This window comes from Lacinutrix mariniflava (assembly GCF_001418015.1).
In the GTDB taxonomy this organism is placed as follows: domain Bacteria; phylum Bacteroidota; class Bacteroidia; order Flavobacteriales; family Flavobacteriaceae; genus Lacinutrix; species Lacinutrix mariniflava.
In genome coordinates, this window is the sequence record NZ_LIQG01000029.1 from 25,636 (window position 1) to 44,958 (window position 19,323).

At 28.5% G+C, this 19,323-nt stretch carries 15 protein-coding genes; 3 read left to right on the top strand and 12 right to left on the bottom strand.

The annotated features are described in order from the left end of the window. Nucleotides 1-189: 189 nt before the first annotated feature. Both ASC44_RS14645 and ASC44_RS14650 read left to right on the top strand, forming a co-directional pair. On the top strand, nucleotides 190-1,464 hold the full coding sequence (locus tag ASC44_RS14645; RefSeq protein ID WP_055448373.1) for an NAD(P)/FAD-dependent oxidoreductase: 1,275 nt from the start codon (nucleotides 190-192) through the stop codon (nucleotides 1,462-1,464). Between the two features lie 423 nt (nucleotides 1,465-1,887). Then, nucleotides 1,888-4,044 carry a TonB-dependent receptor gene (locus ASC44_RS14650; RefSeq protein ID WP_055448374.1) on the top strand — a complete coding sequence of 719 codons (2,157 nt, stop codon included), beginning with the start codon at nucleotides 1,888-1,890 and terminating at the stop codon, nucleotides 4,042-4,044. A gap of 55 nt (nucleotides 4,045-4,099) precedes the next feature. Here the strand turns inward: ASC44_RS14650 and ASC44_RS14655 are convergent, their stop codons facing one another. Beyond that, a complete protein-coding gene (locus ASC44_RS14655; protein WP_055448375.1) occupies nucleotides 4,100-6,208 on the bottom strand; it encodes a hypothetical protein in 2,109 nt (702 codons plus the stop codon). 232 nt (nucleotides 6,209-6,440) lie between these two features. Next, complete coding sequence (locus ASC44_RS14660; RefSeq protein ID WP_055448376.1) at nucleotides 6,441-7,571, bottom strand: hypothetical protein; 1,131 nt, start codon at nucleotides 7,569-7,571, stop codon at nucleotides 6,441-6,443. 342 nt (nucleotides 7,572-7,913) lie between these two features. On the opposite strand from ASC44_RS14660, the gene ASC44_RS14665 reads away from it, so the two are divergent. Continuing rightward, complete coding sequence (locus ASC44_RS14665; RefSeq protein WP_055448377.1) at nucleotides 7,914-8,732, top strand: T9SS type A sorting domain-containing protein; 819 nt, start codon at nucleotides 7,914-7,916, stop codon at nucleotides 8,730-8,732. A 1,214-nt stretch (nucleotides 8,733-9,946) separates the two neighbouring features. Here ASC44_RS14665 and ASC44_RS14675 read toward each other — a convergent pair. The 10 genes from ASC44_RS14675 to ASC44_RS14720 all read right to left on the bottom strand — a co-directional run bounded on the left by ASC44_RS14675 (nucleotide 9,947) and on the right by ASC44_RS14720 (nucleotide 19,322). Then, on the bottom strand, nucleotides 9,947-10,216 hold the full coding sequence (locus ASC44_RS14675; protein WP_055448379.1) for a hypothetical protein: 270 nt from the start codon (nucleotides 10,214-10,216) through the stop codon (nucleotides 9,947-9,949). Nucleotides 10,217-10,218: 2 nt separating this feature from the next. After that, nucleotides 10,219-10,920 carry a hypothetical protein gene (locus ASC44_RS14680; RefSeq protein ID WP_055448380.1) on the bottom strand — a complete coding sequence of 234 codons (702 nt, stop codon included), beginning with the start codon at nucleotides 10,918-10,920 and terminating at the stop codon, nucleotides 10,219-10,221. Nucleotides 10,921-11,149: 229 nt separating this feature from the next. Then, nucleotides 11,150-11,848: a hypothetical protein gene (locus ASC44_RS14685; RefSeq protein ID WP_055448381.1), complete on the bottom strand. Its 699-nt coding sequence runs from the start codon at nucleotides 11,846-11,848 to the stop codon at nucleotides 11,150-11,152. Nucleotides 11,849-11,852: 4 nt separating this feature from the next. Beyond that, nucleotides 11,853-13,745 carry a type VI secretion system tube protein TssD gene (gene tssD / locus ASC44_RS14690; protein WP_055448382.1) on the bottom strand — a complete coding sequence of 631 codons (1,893 nt, stop codon included), beginning with the start codon at nucleotides 13,743-13,745 and terminating at the stop codon, nucleotides 11,853-11,855. 310 nt (nucleotides 13,746-14,055) lie between these two features. Next, nucleotides 14,056-15,717 (bottom strand): DKNYY domain-containing protein, encoded by a 1,662-nt coding sequence (locus ASC44_RS14695; protein ID WP_055448383.1) that lies wholly within the window; start codon nucleotides 15,715-15,717, stop codon nucleotides 14,056-14,058. Continuing rightward, entirely contained in the window at nucleotides 15,714-16,193 is a 480-nt protein-coding gene (locus ASC44_RS14700) for a hypothetical protein (protein WP_055448384.1), read from the bottom strand. Before ASC44_RS14700 ends, ASC44_RS14695 begins: the two co-directional genes overlap by 4 nt. A 139-nt stretch (nucleotides 16,194-16,332) precedes the next feature. Next, nucleotides 16,333-16,716 (bottom strand): hypothetical protein, encoded by a 384-nt coding sequence (locus ASC44_RS14705; RefSeq protein ID WP_055448385.1) that lies wholly within the window; start codon nucleotides 16,714-16,716, stop codon nucleotides 16,333-16,335. A 238-nt stretch (nucleotides 16,717-16,954) separates the two neighbouring features. Beyond that, nucleotides 16,955-17,737 (bottom strand): hypothetical protein, encoded by a 783-nt coding sequence (locus ASC44_RS14710; RefSeq protein WP_055448386.1) that lies wholly within the window; start codon nucleotides 17,735-17,737, stop codon nucleotides 16,955-16,957. 4 nt (nucleotides 17,738-17,741) lie between these two features. Next, nucleotides 17,742-18,542, bottom strand: a complete 801-nt coding sequence (locus ASC44_RS14715) for a hypothetical protein (protein WP_152973345.1) — start codon at nucleotides 18,540-18,542, stop codon at nucleotides 17,742-17,744. A gap of 168 nt (nucleotides 18,543-18,710) precedes the next feature. Then, the gene (locus ASC44_RS14720) at nucleotides 18,711-19,322 is read right to left on the bottom strand and encodes a toxin-antitoxin system YwqK family antitoxin (protein ID WP_055448388.1); all 612 of its coding nucleotides are present in this window, start codon (nucleotides 19,320-19,322) and stop codon (nucleotides 18,711-18,713) included. Nucleotide 19,323: the final 1 nt, after the last annotated feature.

Here is a 19,323-nt window from a genome sequence, read left to right on the forward strand (position 1 = left end):
ACGTATATAAGAGTCCGCAAGAAACAAAGTAGTTTCTTACCAACGTTTATATTAAACACAGTCAAAAGTTAGGAGTGGAAAATAGAGTAATCTAACAATTCAATAAATACAATTGTTTAACCTTTAAATAATAGCCTTTATAAACAGTAAATCGTATCTTTGATTACACTATTTTTATTATCTATTTCTATGAATATTCCAGAATCTAAATTACCAAGAGTTGTCATTGTAGGTGGCGGTTTTGCAGGTGTAAGTATGGCTAAAGCTTTGGCCAATAAAAATGTTCAAGTGGTATTAATAGACAAACGGAATTACCATACGTTTCAGCCCTTACTATATCAAGTGTCTTCAGCAGGATTAGAACCAGATTCTATTGCTTATCCTCTTAGAAAAATAATAAAAAATCACAAACACACTTATTTCCGTTTAACGGAAGTAGAACGTATAGATGCCGATAAAAAAGAAATTCATGCCGATATTGGTGTACTTTCTTTCGATTATCTAATTCTTGCCACAGGAACGAAAACAAATTACTTTGGTAATAAAACTATCCAGGATAATAGTATGCCAATGAAAAAAGTGCCACAAGCACTTAATATTCGTAGTTTAATACTTCAAAATTTTGAAAGTGCAGCAGTTAGTAATAATAAAAGCGAACGCGAAGCATTACTAAACTTTGTAATAGTTGGAGGTGGACCAACAGGAGTAGAGCTTGCAGGAGCTATTGCCGAACTTAAAAACCACATTCTCCCAAGAGATTATAAAGATATTGACGCTAATAGAATGCAAATACACTTGCTAGAAGGTAACGCAAGAGTATTACCACCAATGAGCGAGCATGCCTCAAAAAAAGCGGAACAGTTTTTAAAAGAATTAGGCGTATTAATACATTGTAACACCTTTGTAAAAGATTACGATGGTAAAACAGTAACCACAAATACAGATTTAACATTAGAGTCCGACACCTTAATTTGGGCAGCAGGAGTTACAGGTCGTCCAGTAAAAGGTCTGGATGCAAAAGTTATAATGGAACATTCTAACCGTTATAAAGTAAATAGATACAATCAAGTAGAAGGTTACGATTCTATTTTTGCACTTGGAGATATTGCGTTAATGGAAACCGAAGCATTCCCAAAAGGACATCCGCAAGTCGCACAACCAGCAATACAACAAGGCAAATTATTAGGCAAAAATATACTAAGACTTATTGATAAAAAGCCTTTAAAAGAATTTACTTATCACGATAAAGGTTCTATGGCTACAGTTGGTAGAAATAAAGCAGTTGTAGATTTAAAACATTATAAATTCGCAGGCTTTTTTGCTTGGTTTGTTTGGATGTTTGTACACTTAATGTCTTTGGTAGGTTTTAGAAACAGAGTAATTGTGTTTTTTAATTGGACTTACAATTATATTAATTTCGATAAAGCAGCTAGGCTTATTATTAGACCTTATGTTAAGAAGTGAGAAGTGAGAAGTGAGAAGTGAGAAGTGAAAAAGTAGTGTCATTGCGAGCTTTTTCAATAGAAAAAAAGCGCGGCAATCTCTTCAATTTACCTCTAATACTATATGGAGTAGGTCTTTGTGTTTTTCTCATTTTTACATGACTGTTTTTCTTGCTAAGTCAGGAAGTCATTAGCAAAGTATCAAAAGATTACTTCATCGTTCTGTAATAATACTTACAATCAAACCATTCAACGCATCAAGAGATTGCTTCGTCCTGCGTCCTCGCAATGACGATAATAACGAGATTGCTAAGTCGTTCCTTTGGCTCTTCTCGCAATGACGAGTACATTTCAACCTTAAAAAAATACAGTTCGGTAACTATAAGTTTTAAAAACGATACTACAAACGCACATTTGTATCATCAATTAAAGCCAACGAACCGATATGAAGTTTTTAATTACAATTCTAATCACATTAATAAGCTTACAACTAACTTCCGCACAATCGCAAATTAACGGAACAATTAAAGACGCTAAAAACAATCCCATAGATGGTGCAAACGTATATCTCGATGGTACTTACGATGGCGCAACTACAAACGCAGCAGGTATTTTCAGTTTTAAAACCACAGAAGTTGGTACACAAACGCTAACCGTTTCTTATATCTCTTTCGAGACTTATGTAATGTCTAGCAACGTTTCTGCTTTAAACGGCTTAAAAATCACTTTAAGAGAAGATGTAAACGCACTCGATACCGTTGTGTTGTCTGCAGGAACTTTTTCGGCAGGCGATAATAGTAAAATCTCTGCTTTAACGTCTATGGATGTGGTAACTACAGCAAGTGCGCTTGGCGATTTTGTTGGTGCTTTGCAAACTTTACCTGGCACAACAACGGTTGCCGAAGATGGTAGACTGTTTGTTCGTGGTGGAGAAGCAGAGGAAACGCAAATATTTATAGATGGTATTCGTGTGTTTACGCCATATTCACCATCTGCAAATAATACACCAACTCGCGGACGTTATTCGCCATTTTTGTTCGATGGGATTACCTTTTCTACAGGTGGTTATAGTGCAGAATATGGTCAAGCATTATCAAGCGTATTACTTTTAAACACTATAGACGAGCCAGCTCAAGAAAAAACTGATATTGGAATTATGACACTTGGTGCAACACTTGGTAACACCCAAAAGTGGGAGCGAAGCTCGCTTAGTGTAAATGCGTCTTACATTAATTTAGCACCTTATCAAGCTGTTTTTAAAGATAGAAACCAATGGTTAAAATCTCCTGAAAGTGTTTCTGGTGAAGCTGTTTACAGATATAAAACCAATAATGGTATGCTAAAACTTTATTCTGCTTTCGATAAAAGTAATTTTGAATTGATTCAAGAAGATATAAATTCTCCTGAAGGTTTACGTTTTAAACTCGATAATTCTAACTTGTATCTTAACGGTTCTTACGCTGCAAAACTAGAAAATAGATGGAAACTAAATACAGGTTTTAGTTACACACACGCTAAAAACAAAATGGCAATTGATGATAATAATATCGATGATACCGAAAATTCTATCCATACAAAACTGAAATTACGTAAAAGCTTTAGCAACCGTTTTAAATTAAACTTTGGAGCAGAATATTTTACAACCAATTTTAATGAAGCTTTTAAAAGCAATAGTATACAACCAGTAGATTATGGTTATAAAAATAACATTTCTGCTGCATTTACCGAAGCCGATATTATTTTCTCTAGAAAACTAGCCTTAAAAGCAGGATTACGTGCCGAATATAGCGAACTTTTTAAAGAGGCTACTGTGTCTCCAAGACTCTCTTTAGCTTATAAAACAGGAGCAAAGAGCCAAGTGTCTTTGGCTTATGGCGATTTTTACCAAAACCCCAATTCTAGTATTTTAAAGTTCGAACAAAACTTAAAAGCACAGCAAACACAGCATTATATTTTAAACTACCAATACAATAACGATGGTAGAATTTTTAGAGCAGAAACCTACTTTAAAAATTATAATAACTTAGTAAAATACGATAGCGATTTTGCAAGTTTCGATACTAATTATAACAGCTCTGGAAACGGATTTGCTAAAGGTTTAGATCTCTTTTATCGCGATAATAAAAGCTTAAAGAATATAGATTATTGGGTAAGCTACTCTTATTTAGATACAGAACGTGAGTATAAAAACTACACAGTTGCCGCACAGCCAAATTTTGCAAACAAACACAATCTTTCTGTAGTTGGTAAATATTGGATTGAAGACTGGAAAAGCCAAGTAGGTTTAAGCTATGCTTTTGCTTCTGGTAGAACATATACCAACCCAAACCAAGCTGGTTTTTTAAACGCTAAAACCAAAAGCTATAATAGTTTAAGCCTTAATTGGGCTTATTTATTAAGCCCACAGAAAATTCTTTATTTCTCTGTAAATAATGTGCTAGGTTTTAAAAACGTAAATGGTTACCAATATGCAAATACTCCAGATGTAAATAATAATTTTTCTAGACAAGCGCTAAGACCTGCTGCAGACCAATTCTTTTTTGTTGGTTTCTTTTGGACTATTAGTGAGAATGGGACTGATAATCAGTTGGATAATTTGTAAATTCTTGCGAAGGCAGGAACCTCATGAAATGGAATACGAATTATGTTTGGAATAGTTATTTGTCCTTATTTTTTTTTTCAATATGTTTTATTATGACATCAATAACTTTCTCTTTAGCTTTAGCAGTAATAAGGTAATGTTCTTTTTTTACTACTAAAGATTTTTCTTGATCCATTTCAATAAAGCCTAATTCCATTAATTTAGGGATTCTTTTAGCAATAAACTGATAAGAAAAATCAGTTAGCTCTCCTAATTTTTTTGTTGGTAACGATACAGGTGAAAATTGTTTTAACGCTAATAGAATTCTTAATTCGTCAAAATCGACTTGAAACAAAGAAGTCCTTTCAATGTTTTTTATTTTTTCAATAAGTTCTTTATTCGATACTGTTGTTTCACATTTATTTAGAGAACCATCTTTCATGCAAGTAGGACAGTTCATATCATAGAATTCAAATTGTTTTTTCAATTCAAAATCAAACTCGTGTCCCAACGAACATTTTAATACCTGAGTTGAATTAAAGTGTTCTCTAATTAAATGATTTAAACTAAATCTAGAATCACTGTAATATTTTCTATGATCAGAATCTTTTGGTCTACCATAGCTTAAATTATTTTTTCTGCACAAACCATAATCTAAGGCGAATAATGTAGAAGAAATATTGCTTTTATCTTTGATTTTATTGTATGTGCTTAAGTAACCGTTTAACTCTAAGTTATTTAACAAGTTTGAGAATTCGTCATTTACAACGAAATGGCTTGTTGGTTGGTCTGGAACATTAAAAATTTTAGCTCTAGATTTTGCGATATTAAGCTTGTTGAATTTTTGTTTGTTGACTATTTTTTCAAGTAAATTTGTTTGATTTGCAATATTAATTTTATCTTCAAATGGTCGAGTTATATATGGGTTTGATTCAAAATAACTTTCTGTTATTTCTTCATAATATCTTTGTGCAGCATTTCCAATTGCAGCTTTTGTTATTTTAGTATCGTGTATTAGATGAGATTCATAGCAATATGAAAGTATGTATCCTAATTTTCTAGGAATATTCATTGATACATCAAAGAGTATTTCGTGTAAATCAGTCTTTTTAATATCGAAATATTCATAAAATTTTGACTTTATAAAAAATAATTTCGACCTATTTTCTATAAGACGTTGATTATAATCTAATGCCAATTCTTCCATTTTAGAAATGGATTTATAGATATTATATGCTTCAAAGAAATCTAAGTGAATAAAATCAATTTTAGAAATATCTATTTTACCTAAATATAATCGACCTCTATATGAAGCTATTTTAAATTTTATGAAATTCTCAGATAAATTATTTAAAGGAGCAATAAACCAATCAACGAATATCTTTTGGGCTTCTAAGTCAATCTCAGAAAAATCATCTAGATATAGGTAGAGATGTCGTAAACCAATTATTTCTTTTATTTTTAAAAAATTATCTATTAATAAGCTTTTAATGTCAAGAAAATTAAGAAAAATTGAATTAAATTCATTCCTTACTTTTTGCTCTTTTCCAGTTTTAACGCCTCCATTTAGTTTTGGAGTTTTACTAATTTCTATGTTTAAGTTTTTTTCATTTGTATTAGTGAATTCTAATTCTTCACCAATGTTTGTAAAAAGACCAATATCGATTTTTCTAAAAACGTTATCTAATTCACTTTCTATATTATTTAGCTCAATTTGAATTGATTGTATTTTATCATAGTCTAAACCAAATGCTTTTTCAATTAGATTAAATTTCAAATGTTTTTCAATTCTTTTTTTTATTTCTAAAATGATCTCTTTGATAAAGTTTTTATATAATAAATACTTAGTTAGTTCATCTTTAGAGATGTAGGTTTCGTTTTCGTACTTTAGAATTGGAGTTGCTCTGTCATAAATTGTTTTTACATCTAAATACAGTGGTAAGACAGTTGATTGATTTATTTGTTCAATCATTGATTTTTGAAAAATTGTTGATTTCCCTGTGCCTTTCCTACCTATTAATATTGTAGTATTACTTAAATTCACTTTATCTTTTACAGCACTATTAGGAAATAAGTCAGTATAAAAATCATTTATTAAATTTTCTCCATCATCGTTTAATAATTCAGCTTTTTGATTTAGTTTTAAAGATTCTGAAAATTTTGAAAATTCTTTAATGTCTGTCATTTGTTTTTTTTATTTCTGTGCTTGATTCTAATTATTGCAACTAGCTATATGTAAATCTAGACTTATTATTTTAAGTAAAGAAAGCCATTAGTATTATTTAAATGTTATTGTCCTCAATTGTGCTAATTATTTAAAGTAGCAAGCTAAAATTAATTTGTTTATGACAATAATACTTAAAACTACGTGTTTTTTATAATAAACATTGGTTTTGGAGCTTTGTATTATCAAAATGTTATTCAACTGGAATTCTAATCTTAGTTTCGTTAACATCCATTCTTGTTTTGTTTAGAGTAACTAAAATAGGTTCTTCTTTTTCTCTATCGTATTCTACTATTCCAAAGGTTTTTACTTCTTTAATAGCAACAATTTTTACATCAACATCAATACCTTGTAGTTGGTTGTCATTACTTAACCCAATATAAAATGTTCCTTGTGTTAAGTTTGAGTTTTTTCCATATGCAGCTATTCCTTTTCCAGTGTCGAATTGCATGTAAGTTTGATTATTTATGAACTTTAATGCATTTTCATGATCTGTAATAAATGTATAAAGTACATCTTCACCAGTCTTCGGTATTATTAAATCTGTAATTGTTCCAAGAGCTAGACCTGCTAAAGGAGTTCCATAAATTGAGGCAATTCCTTTTGCTAAACTTCCAACCGATTCTGCGTTTTGTTTGTATGCTTTTTGAGCTTCTTCACCAACACCTATCCAGTAAGCCCAAGCAATAACTTTTTCTTCTTTTAATTCATTTTTAATCGGGTTTGGTAAATCTACTCTTAAATAAGTACTACTTTTATTCTCGTTGTAATAAGAATGTACACGTTGGTTTTTGTTAAATAAAAGATCTTCTATATTTTCTGTCTTTACTAATTCTCTAATTTTCTCTTTGTATTTAATTGTTTTATAACCTGTAATACTATCAGCAGTATATGGTGTGTAAATAGTATCTCTTACGGTTTTCCATTTCCAATTAGTATTAAAATCTTTGACAGATTCATCTGCTGGAATTCTATAAATTTTGACTCTACCAACTCTTCTTGTTAATGAAGAACTATAAAATCTAAATTTATAAATCCCTTTGTTTTTTATGTGTATTTGTTTTTTAGAAATTTTCTGCACTTTAAAATCAGAGAATATTTTATTATTAGGTAACTCGAAAACTTCAATTTCTTTTAAATGTTTTCCTTTTACCATTTCAAAATCGAATTCAATAATATCACCTTCTGCAAAACTGAAAAATAATTCTTCAGTTTCGTCAAGGTTTAAAGAGATTGTAGATTCTGTTACTAAAATGGGTTTTTCAGTAGAGAATGAGTGCTGTGTAGAGATTAATAGAAAGGTAAAAAGTAATTTTTTTAACATGTTTTTTTGGGGAATTTGTATTTTAGTTTGTTTGTAAAGAAAACCATTAATATTATTTAAACATTACGGATATCCTCAATTGGGCTATTTTTTATCAGCGGCAAGCTAAAATTAATAGGTAAGAAAAACAATACGTAGAACTACGTATTTATAAAAAGTTGTAAACCATTCGGTTTTTAAATGGTAATGCTAATGGTTTGGTAGCGTACAGCGAAAATGCTATTCTAAAATATTGGAAGTAACGTTTTTAATAGTGTCTATTAAATTTAAAGTTTTAGCATTTATAATTATATTTTTTCTATAAATAAATACTAGTTTAGCTTAAAATTTTAAAAAAAAATCATGAAAAAACTTTACATTTTATTTATTCTTTTAGCTCAAGTGTCTTTTGCTCAAATTAGCATTGGACAAATAAGTACTTTTACTGGTGACGGTAATTTTGAGGGTTGGAACAATTTAAATTCAACATTTACTCCTGTTGCAGCAGCTGGTGGTTTTTTAACTGCAGATGGTTCTCCATCTATACTTCCAGGAACAATACCACCTAATAGATTAATTATTGATAACATTACAAATTGGGGAGGAGATTATACAAGCGTTGGTGTTGGAGGTATTAGATTTAAGGCTAGAAACTTATCTGGTGTCGCTATGGATCTTGCAGTACTTTTATTTGATGACCAAGCAGGTGCAAATATTACAACTGCCGAATCTACAACTATTACAATACCTGCAACTGCAACAGGTTTTGAAACTTATACTATTCCTGTTATACCTTCTGCATTAACTGTTAATGGACCAAAGACGCTTAGCAATTTGCTTATTGATGTTTTTGGAGTTTCTATTACTAGAGTAGATAATAATGGTGATGGTACAGAAAGTCTTGATTTTGATGATATTGAAGCTGTTTCTGTTGCTCAATTATCTGTAACAGATTTTTTTATAAATAATACAACTGTTAGCGTATTTGTAAATGCTGGATTTTTAAATGTTACAAACAATAATAATGCTATAAAAAATATTAGTATTTATGATATTACTGGTAAATTAATTAGTGAAACATCTGGAAATAAAGCCAATGTTAATGCACTAAGTAATGGTGTTTATATTGCACTTATTCAAAATAACGAAGGTGAAACAGTCTCTAGAAAATTTATAAAATAAGTTTTTAAAACAGACAACAAATAGCTTCTTGAAGCTTAGTAATAAATGCCATTTTTAAGTTCTTATAACAACTTTAAAATGGCATTTTAGTTTTTAAATAGAGTTATGCTTCGGTCTTAAGATGCATTGTTAATGATAGAGTAGTGTACAGCGGTAATAATGGTCTATTTTTAGAGACTTTTAAAAGCACTTCGAGTTAGCATCAAACCATCCATTTTTCCGAAGAGAAAGCATCTTGTTATAACTAAAGGATGGTGCTAATGCTTGTTATGTTTTGTTTTACGTTCGATTTCAATTTTGCGTTCAATATGGAGTTTCTTTTTAGCTTCAGCTTTTTGTTTTAATGAGTTGCATTTCAGCATTAAAATAATAGCTATCAGTTTTAAATTTAATAATTAAACACTCTTACTTTGTCTTCCTTTCTTTAGTTAAAGGAAGGTGATTTTCGTTTTAACGAAAAGCGGAAGGATTAAAGAAAAGGCGAAGCACTTTTATATATAGCAGTGCGTTTTATTATTTCATGCTAGTATTAATAGAATAAAAAATAATAGAGTAAGTATCTTCTTCAAGTTTAATTTAAGACTTCTGCTAGTTCTCAGATTTTTCTATCTCCAAATGCCTTTCTGTTTTCTATAAAGATCACTCTTCAGTATTTTTTTTAATAATAGAGTTATTACTCAGTTCAATGTTTTCCGCGCTTAAATTTATATTAACGTAAACATTGTCATTCTTTTTAAAGAAATAAAAATAATATTTTCCAAATTCATGATTAGCCTTTATTTTGTTATCACTACCATAATGAGCATAAATCGAGTCTTTGTAACTAATTTGAAATTCAAACCTCAATACATTTTTTTGAACTTCGAAAACTTTATTGTTTTCATATAAGAGAACATTTTTTTTCGTTTTTATTACTAAATAATAAATCTGCATTAATTTTATATTACTTATCAAGGAACTATCACCATTTATTATAAACTTATTCCTGTAGTCGTTTGTTTTAGATTTACAACTTATTAATGCACTTATAATAAAGATAAGAATAACTTTTTTTTTTTTCTTAAAAGCTTTATAGAAGAATTGTTAATTGTATCTATTAAATGATTACTAAAGTTTGCATATAACTCATTGTTTTTTAATAGAAAACGCCAATGGTGCTTGGCTTTTTCTCTGCCTATAGCTTTAATAGGATTATCAAAAGAACGAGAAGTGAATTAAGAATCTTTATAATTTATTAAATAAGTATATCTTAACGCTTTTGTATTTATTGAGTTTGATTTTATACTTTCTTTAAAAACTAATAATGTATCATTATTAATGTTATTTTTATTTTGAGTGACAGATATTAGTTCAATTTTTAAATTTTTTAATATTTCTTTATTTCCCGAAACTGTTAAAGAGTTTGTTGTTTCTTTTTGAGTATTAAAATTACAGCTTGTAATTAATAATAGCAGCATTAATTTAAGAGTAATATTTGAATGCATAATTATTTTAACTTTAATTGTTTTGTTTTTCTATGGTCATTAAAGTAACCTTGATGAGTACTTCTTATTTTTAATCCATTTTTATAGCAATTCATTGGATTTGCTTTAGGATAATCTTCTAATAAATTTAATGTTTGGGAATTTTTACCTTCACCATCATTACCTGCTAGCATATAAGTATATCCTACCTCAAAACCACCCATTGGAATATTTTTATCAATTGTTCGTGCTAAACTTGTTCTACGATAGTCAGGAAACTTTGAAGGAAAAGAAGAATCAGACTGTCCCCAAACTTCGATATCTTGAAAGTTTGACAATATTGATAGTCTTTGGGCGAAAAGAGTGTCATCTCTACCTGAATTGCAACCATACATTACAAATATTGAATCTTTATTAAACGAATTGAATTTAATCTTTGACCAACCAGATATTACCATTTGATTAAATTCTTTAGGAACAATAGAATCAATCGTTGTTTCAGATGTACCTATTGGTCCATCCGAATACCCAGAATGAGACCATATTCCTACTTCCTTACAATATGCCATTAATTCACCTCCATATTTAGTGATGTAAGTTTCTGTAATTGTTATAATTTCAGAAATGTCTTGTATTGCGATACAATGAACTTTATGATATAATTTATTATACCCATTAGTGTTTTTTATATTCTGAAGTCTCGTTTGGGCAGCTTCAGCAAACATTTCGTCTCCATGATCATTTTTTGTAACAAAGTATAATAAGAATAATTGTCGTTTCCTGTATATTTTTAAATAATCATCTTCATTTTTAGGTAATTGAGTGGATATTTTTTTATTGTCGATTTCTGTTTCAACTACTTTGTCTGTTTCATATTTAGCACTTTCTTCCCATTTAATTCATCAGGAGGAGAATAAATAAATCCATACTTAAAGAAATGATTATTTTTAAACTTTAATTTTTTTCTTTTTTAACATAAAGAGTATCGTATACTGCAATTGTAGCATCTTCTCCTAAAGCTCCTTTGCCTTTAAATTTTTTGACTAATAACTCTTCTCCTGTTATGCCATCTAATTCTATGAAAAACTGACCTACTATGTTATTATATTCTCCTTTAAAATCTAATTCCCAATATGGACCTTTTCTAGTATTTTCTGTTGCTTCTGGTTCATTAAATCTACGAATACTTATTACTTGCTTGTTTAAATTTTCTACGTTGTGTTTTGCTAAATATTGTTTTATATTTTTCCATGAATATGTATAAGGCTTATCTAAATCTTCTTCTTTTATTAGTTCTCCATCTTCATTATATTCTTTTATTATACCTTTTTGAAAACTGTTAGGAAGTCTTTCTACACTTAATTTTAATTTTCCAGTTTTATAAAAAGCGTAAAATTCCTCAAAGGGATTATTTTCTGTTTTAATTATTTCTATATAATATTGTTTGTTTTCTCTTTGTTTAACATTAATAGTATCATTTTTAATGAAATTATATTCTTTAAGATTATTTTTATTCTTGTAAAACGTTTCAATATCAAAAGTTTTCATAATAGTATATTGTTTAACAGTATTGTTTGTATTTGTTATTTCTTTATTTTGTCCGATACAACTATTTAAAGTTGCTATAATTAATACTAGATATAATCTTTTCATAATTTTATTCTTTATCTAAATTGTTCCATAAAATATCCCATTGCCATTGCCAACTACTTATTACAGGTATTGGTGGAGAATTTTCAACATCTGAGTAATCCATAATGTTATCTGTTTTAGACCTGTCGAAAAAGAATTTTGGAGTTCCATTAAAAGGGTGATATAAGCCCATTGCATGAAAAGTTTCGTGTGCAACAGTACTATCTGCAAAACCTAAAGCATAAATTACAACAGATCTATTTGCAGATGGAATTCCATAAGCTCGTCCATAAATACCTCCAAATTTTTCGTTAATAAAATAAATTTTATAGTGTTTACGATAATCTTTGCCTTTAGAATCAAATTCATCGTAAAGCGCTGTATTTAAATGGTTTTGTATTGCATCTGAAGTTCCATTTAGAATATTGCCTCCAGCTGAGTAGTTTGTATTGAATACTGTATCTGACGATAAATCTAGGCTTACTGTTTCATATTTAGCATTAGACAATGCTTGATTAAAATATTTTGTAAATTCCGCTTCCCTTCCTGATGGAGTACCTGTTTTATTACTTCCAATACCTAACAATGCAGTTTCTACCTGTACAAAAACAATATCAGCTTTATAACGGTGTGCTTTGTTGTTGGCTTTTACTTTAAATTTACCTGCAAATTTACCATCGGATTCAACTTCTATAAATTGGTCTGTTCCAAACTCTTTTATACATTCTATTGTTAAATCATTTGCTAATTCTTTTTTTCCTACGGTTTTATGTGATACTTCTGTTTTATCGAGTTTAAAAAAGTTCTTATCGAATTTATATTCAATTTTTTTGGCATCAGAACCTTCGACTTCTACTTTTAGTGTTAGTGTAGCTTTTTTAGTAGGCAATAAAGTTAAAACTGGTACTACATATTTATCATTAGCTTTTATTGGGTGTTGTGGCATTTCAAAAAGCTTGCCTAGTTTTACATACTCTGCATCGCTTTGTACAAAGCTACCAGTTGCATAACTACCAATTATATCTTTATAAAATACATCTCCTTTTTTTCCTGTGTCTCCCATGCGTAACCAATCGAAACCATATTCTCCTTTATATCCATTTCCTGTTCTAAAATTAACTAAAACTTTTGGTGATGGTACAACCTGTAAAGCACTACTCTTTTTCTGGTAGCCATTATGGTCTACTTTAGCAATCAATTTATCTATGTCCGCTGTTTTAAACTCTTCCCATTGTTCTTTTATTTCTAGAGTTGTTAATTCTATTTCACCATCTTCATTTATGCTTTCCTCAAAGATGAGTTCTGTTTCACCATTTTCAAACTCTGTTCCATCTTCTTTAGTAATAGTTATGGTTACAGCATCGCTTTCTTGGTTTTCTATTAGTGCTGTTAATGCTATACTTTCTTTATATGTTATTTCTTGAAGTATTTCTTTAGTTTCTGGATGTATCCAGTTTATGTTTGTAATGCTTGGTATTGGTTGTTGGTTATCTAAAACCGTTTGCTCTGCATTAGCACTCAAATCCGTTACCTTCCAATACCACTCAAATAATTTAACACCATCTTGAACCATTATTGCAGGAGAGACTTGAATGTAAGTCATCATGGGTTTATTGTTTATGCCATCGAAATTTTCTTCATGTTTTAGGCAGTAAGCATCAAAAAGCTCAATAGTTCTACTTTTACTAGTTAAAGTAGATGGAGATAATACTATTTTAAGATTTTTCATGGTATTGTTACCAACCATCCATTCGTAAAACAAGGTTTCTTTTGTGGTTTCGAAAACAATACTAAAAAGTCCTCCTGTGGGTTTGCTAGAAGGCAAACCATTGTTACTGGATTTTTGATTAAAATTGACGTTAAACTTTAAGATATTAAAGGTTTTATCGTCTATATATAATTTTGCAACTATGCTCATAATTATAAAAAGGGTTTACTGTATTGTGTTGCTATTTTTAAATTTTATTTATTTTAGAAAACTAGAAGAACTAAAATACAGTAATTTAAGACTTAAAACAATAATTTAGTTTAGAGATGTAAAAGCATTCGGTTTTTTTGCAGAAGCAATTCTTATTTTTTCATGAAAACTATCTTTCTTTTAAGTATGGCGTAGTTATCTATTTAGTAAAATAATGACCTAAGACGTTTAAATGCTCATTATTTTATTAGGGTGTAAAATTTAAAACATGAGGACGTTAAAAAGAAATTAAGCTAAGCCGTAAAAGCATTTATTTTAATTCAAAGTTTTTAATATGTGGATTCCAATTGTTACCTAAAGTCTTGCCTAAATTACGAATCGATACTTCTCCTGAAATTTGCACTAGCCAATAACCGTCTATATTTTTAAATAAATAGTAGTTGGAGCTTGGTGTTTCGTCCATGCCACAACCTAACCTATAACCCGTAAAAACACCTAATAATTGAACATCTTTACTTTTTATAAGTCGTGTTTTAGAATGGAAAATAGACTCTTTATCCACTAAAAAAGTATTAAGTGTCTTTGCTGTTTTTGCATCGATACCTTTAATGGTGATTAGACCTTTTTCTCTATTATACCAGTAGACTCTATCTTTATCTTTGTAATAATAACCAATGCGTTTAAAAGTTGCAGCATCTGCTATTGTTTCTATAGTGTTCCAGAAAATTTTGTTGTCTTTTTGAGTGAGTAAATATTCGAATTTTTTTTCGATAGGCACTACTTGATTACCTGTTATACTAATAGATAGTTTGTTTTCTTTTGCTTGAGTAATTTGCGTTTTGGTTAAGTCTTTATATAGTCTTTTGGTCCATGGATCGTAGGCTTGATTTTTATATATAATATATCTTGAATCTTCTGTTATAAATGTATTTTCAGGAGTAACGAAGCCGTCGTATTTAAAAGGAAATTTTTTATTGACTACTTTGTTTTTTCTAGCAATATATTTTCTGTCGTAAACGCCGTTTTTATCATAACAAAAATCGGAATGTGGTAACATGCCAAATGTTTTAGCATCAAAATCTGTTTCTAAAGTATTGTAGCCAGCATAAACGTTAATGCCATCTGTAACATAAGCTCTATTTATTTGATCCCATACTTTTACATTTTTAAAATTTTCTGGTTTAATAGGTAGTTTGTCGGTTTTATAATAGACGTAATTTTTGTCTATTGCGTATGCTCTAGACAGTTTTTTAATGGTTTGCGCATCCATATCCAGTTTTACAAATTCCTTTGTAAGCACGTGTTTTGATGTTTTAAAAATAATAGAATTAATAGGTTTTACGTTTTCATTATCGAATGTTACAATGTCTCCGTTTAAATAAAAATGATTTTTATCGAAACAGTAATTGGCACAAGATTTTATAACACTAGAACCATCTGAACCTTCTATTTTTTTATCGAAATAATAGATGTAGTTTTTGTCTTTATAATAATAGCTATTAAAACACTTTATAGATTCAAAACTTGCAACATCTGAAACCTGAATAGGATTAGCATTTTTGTAAACATCATTTTTAGTTTTCCATAATACTTCAGGATTATTGTAATTATTGTTTCTGCCGACTATTTTAAAACCTGTAGTGTCTGTTTTAATAAAGTGACCTCTATAATAAATACCATTTTTATCTAATGCAAAAAAGCCTCTTTCGTTATATTTTGGGAATGTGAAACTTGAAATATTTACGGATAGGTATTTTCTCTCGTTACAGTTTTGATAGATTACATTGTTTGAATTTACAATATAAATGTCTTCATCAAAATACTTGCAGTTAGATAAGCTAACTGTTAAACTGTCATTTATTATTGGAGCGTTTAGAGTTTCTATTATTTCTGGTACTGCGTTTTTGTTTTGCGCACAACTATAAGTTAAACAGAAAATTACAATGATGTTAAATAGTATTGTTTTTTTCATTTAGAGAGCATTTTTTGAATATAACGATTGAATTTCTTGTTTATACTACCAAGATACAAACACGGATTTATATTATTTGTTTTTTTGCAATTTTCTGTTTTAAGAATTATGTTTTGTGTAAATGAACTAATCTCTATTTCTTGTGAAATGGCGTTGTTTTTATTAAAAAAAGAAATTTTTATATCATAATTTACATCACTAGCATGCGTTTTTTCTGCTTTCCTAATACGTTTAAATATTTTACAAATCTCCCTTTTTGTTAAAGTTCTTTCATATGTTTTTATTTTTTCATCCTTTTCTTCTATTGATTTTTCTTGGTTTATTGGAGGAATACTAAGCGTTTTACTCTTTATTGTGTATTTAGATAAAACAACCTTTTCAAATTCTTGATTTTTAAAAAAATTAGTGTCTATAGATTGTTGTGCTACTACAAAAGAAGATGAGTAAAATAAAATGATACAAAAGAATGATTTCATTGGTTTTTAAAAATTATAATTAACTATTCTGTTTTGTATAGTTCTTGCTTGATGTTGAAATACAATTGGAAATAAGGTTAAATCTCATTTGGAAGTTCAATTTGACGATAGATAGCAATGTTTATAAGGAATATAATTATTATTGATTAACAATGTCTTTATATTTCTTAGTCAAAAATTCCATGAATTCTCGAACTATTTCAGGAATATCTGAGCCTGGTTCTATTTCATATTTGGTTTGATGCTCTTTAAATTTAAATAAAAACTCTAAGTCCACAGCATCAACACAAACTCCACAACCATACTTGTTATCTTTTGAGGAAATTTCTTGAGGAAAGTTATTAATTATATTAATATCTGATAAAGATAATGATGTTGTCTTACCAAAAGACTCTATAGTATTATTCTTTATGGTATAAATGCTTTTTTTTCCATCAAGTGATATTAATGAGCATGTAATACTATATATTTCATGGCGTAGAACTGTATTATTCGATGAAATTTCTTTTTTATCATGTCCCATGTTGCATGAAAATAAAATTAAACAAATTGCTAAATATTTGATAATCAAAAATTTAAAATTAAACTTCTGTCTTTTTGGATAATATCCCATTGCTATTTGAAAAAACAATTCATTTTATCATACTCTCCATAGTCGCATATTCTTTGGCGATAGCTGCTACTTATGGTAAATGTGAGTATTAAAAAGGTTAAAAGTGGTTTCATTTTGAAGTAAATTCAATTAACTATAATTTTCTTTGTTAATAATAACATTCATAATGATACTTATATTCTTTATTTGAATCCTTTATTGTAATAATTAATTTGTCATTGTCATTGTCATTATAATTATAGTCAGAATAAAAGACATCATTTGAGCGCTTATTTTCATATTTAACTTCGCAAATACGATTATTTTCATATTTATATTTATACAGCCTATTAATTTGAAGAGATCCTCTTCTCAATTGAGTATGCGAAACTTCTTCTAGCTTTTTATTTTTATATAAAAACTTAATCTCTTGCTTTCTATCATTGTTTAAAAAAGCAATTTCGATTCTTTCAATCTTATTGTCTTCATTCCAAAAATAACTATATAATTTATGGTCTTTCGTTACACATTTTATCTGGTTTTTGAGGTTGTACTCATAATCAACAATTAAAAAATCATTATACTTAATTTGTTTTAAGTTTCCATTAGCATAATAAGTTAATATAGCATCATGAGTTCCATTATCATCTGTAATCTTAATTTTATTAGGCTTCCTGATATCAGGATAAACATAATAAGAATTATTTATACCGTCGCATGACGTTTCTATTCTTTCTTCATAAAATTTAGCTTCTATTAATCGTGCTAAAGAATCATATTTATATATGTTAGTCAGTTTGTTTTTGTCTAAGACTTTTACTACAGAAAATTCTGTTTTATCTACTCCATTAATTGTATTTAAAACAAAATCATACTCTCCATAATCGCATATTCTTTGGCTAAAGCTGTTTATAGTAAATATGAGTATTAAGAGCGTTAAAAGTGGTTTCATTTATCTAATAATAACATTCATAATGGTTAAGATACTTTTTACCTGAGTTTTTTCTAGCTATTATTAATTTATCTCTATTATCGTAATTATAATTAAAATAAAAGACATCACTTAACTGTTCGCCTTTAACTTTAACTTCACAAACACGTTCTTTTTCATATTTATAGGTGTATAATCTATTAATCAGTTGAAAACCAAGTCGTACTTTAGTATGAGAAACTTCTTTTAGTTTATTTTCTTTATATAAAAACTTAATTTCTTGATGTGTTTTATCATCTAAGAAATCAATTTCAATTCTTTTAATTTTATTGTTCTTATTCCAAAAGTAAATATAAAACTTATTGTCTTTAGTTATACTTTTTATTTGGTTATTAATATTGTACTCATAATCTACAGTTAAAATAGCATCATATTTAATCTGTTTTAAATTTCCATTAATATCATAATTCAATATTGCGTTTAGCGTTCCATCTTCATCAGTAATTTCTAATTTTTTAGGTTTTAATTTACTTGAATATTTATAATGAGAATTATTAGCATTATTACATGAACTTCTAGCATCTGCAAATATTTCACCTCTACCTGTAAAATTAACTTCTATTAAACGACATAAGGAGTCGTATTTATATATATGTAGAGGCTTTTTTTGATCATCATTCATAAATTTAACTAATAAAAAATCTGTTTTATCTACTCCATTAATTGTATTTAAAACAAAATCATACTCTCCATAATTGCATATTCTTTGGCTGTATGTGTTTATAGTGTACATAAGTATGACTAAGAAAGTTAAAAAATATTTCATTTTAGAGTTTATTTAAATCTATGTTTTTAGTTTCTATTTCAATAGCTTCTTCTTTTTCACGAGGAGGATACAGTTTATTGTACAAATCTTTAGGGTTAAGCTTATCTCCCTTTTTTATAGTTGCTTGAATATTATCTTCAACCTCAATATTTATTAAGTAATAATTTTTTATTCTTTTGGTGTACCATTAGTGTAGTAAGTTGTCTCAGTTATATCTCCTTGTTCATCGAATTTACACCATTCGCCTTCTTTTTTTCCGTTTCGGTAATTACCTTCTTCTTTTATTATTCCAGTTTTGTAATAAAAATCTTTGTATTTACCGTTACCTGCACTGCCAAAGGTTGTTTTATAAATTAAATCTCCATTTATATTATACACACTGTATCTACCTATTACTAAACCATTTTTATAATTAATAGTTTGCACTAACTTTTTTTTTAGTGCTGTTTTCCATAAGCCATTTTTATAACCATAATAAAAAAAACCTTGAGTTGTAATGCCTGTTGATTCTCCTACAAAAAACAAACCTAATTTTTTTCTATAATCTTTTGAATCAAATTTAGCAGCTTCACTATCAATTTTTTCTATCACTAAATATTCTATATTATATAGTTTTTTGTGTTTTTCAATAAAACCATAATGCTTTATTCCTTCTATAATTTCTGTTTTTAATTGTAATGAACTAATGGGTGTAAATGGGCTTTCTGGTTTTTCTTTAGATTTTTGTGCAAACGATAAAATACTAAATATCAATAGTATTAAAGTAATTGGTGTTTTCATT

Excerpts from the sequence above, each read along its gene's own strand:
- ASC44_RS14655 (WP_055448375.1), bottom strand. The coding sequence starts at position 6,208 with ATGACAGACATTAAAGAATTTTCAAAATTTTCAGAATCTTTAAAACTA.
- ASC44_RS14680 (WP_055448380.1), bottom strand. The coding sequence starts at position 10,920 with ATGTTTGCTGAAGCTGCCCAAACGAGACTTCAGAATATAAAAAACACT.
- ASC44_RS14675 (WP_055448379.1), bottom strand. The coding sequence starts at position 10,216 with ATGCATTCAAATATTACTCTTAAATTAATGCTGCTATTATTAATTACA.
- ASC44_RS14660 (WP_055448376.1), bottom strand. The coding sequence starts at position 7,571 with ATGTTAAAAAAATTACTTTTTACCTTTCTATTAATCTCTACACAGCAC.
- ASC44_RS14715 (WP_152973345.1), bottom strand. The coding sequence starts at position 18,542 with ATGAAATATTTTTTAACTTTCTTAGTCATACTTATGTACACTATAAAC.
- ASC44_RS14650 (WP_055448374.1), top strand. The coding sequence starts at position 1,888 with ATGAAGTTTTTAATTACAATTCTAATCACATTAATAAGCTTACAACTA.
- ASC44_RS14645 (WP_055448373.1), top strand. The coding sequence starts at position 190 with ATGAATATTCCAGAATCTAAATTACCAAGAGTTGTCATTGTAGGTGGC.
- ASC44_RS14695 (WP_055448383.1), bottom strand. The coding sequence starts at position 15,717 with ATGAAAAAAACAATACTATTTAACATCATTGTAATTTTCTGTTTAACT.
- ASC44_RS14710 (WP_055448386.1), bottom strand. The coding sequence starts at position 17,737 with ATGAAACCACTTTTAACGCTCTTAATACTCATATTTACTATAAACAGC.
- ASC44_RS14705 (WP_055448385.1), bottom strand. The coding sequence starts at position 16,716 with ATGGGACATGATAAAAAAGAAATTTCATCGAATAATACAGTTCTACGC.
- tssD (WP_055448382.1), bottom strand. The coding sequence starts at position 13,745 with ATGAGCATAGTTGCAAAATTATATATAGACGATAAAACCTTTAATATC.
- ASC44_RS14700 (WP_055448384.1), bottom strand. The coding sequence starts at position 16,193 with ATGAAATCATTCTTTTGTATCATTTTATTTTACTCATCTTCTTTTGTA.
- ASC44_RS14665 (WP_055448377.1), top strand. The coding sequence starts at position 7,914 with ATGAAAAAACTTTACATTTTATTTATTCTTTTAGCTCAAGTGTCTTTT.
- ASC44_RS14685 (WP_055448381.1), bottom strand. The coding sequence starts at position 11,848 with ATGAAAAGATTATATCTAGTATTAATTATAGCAACTTTAAATAGTTGT.
- ASC44_RS14720 (WP_055448388.1), bottom strand. The coding sequence starts at position 19,322 with ATGAAAACACCAATTACTTTAATACTATTGATATTTAGTATTTTATCG.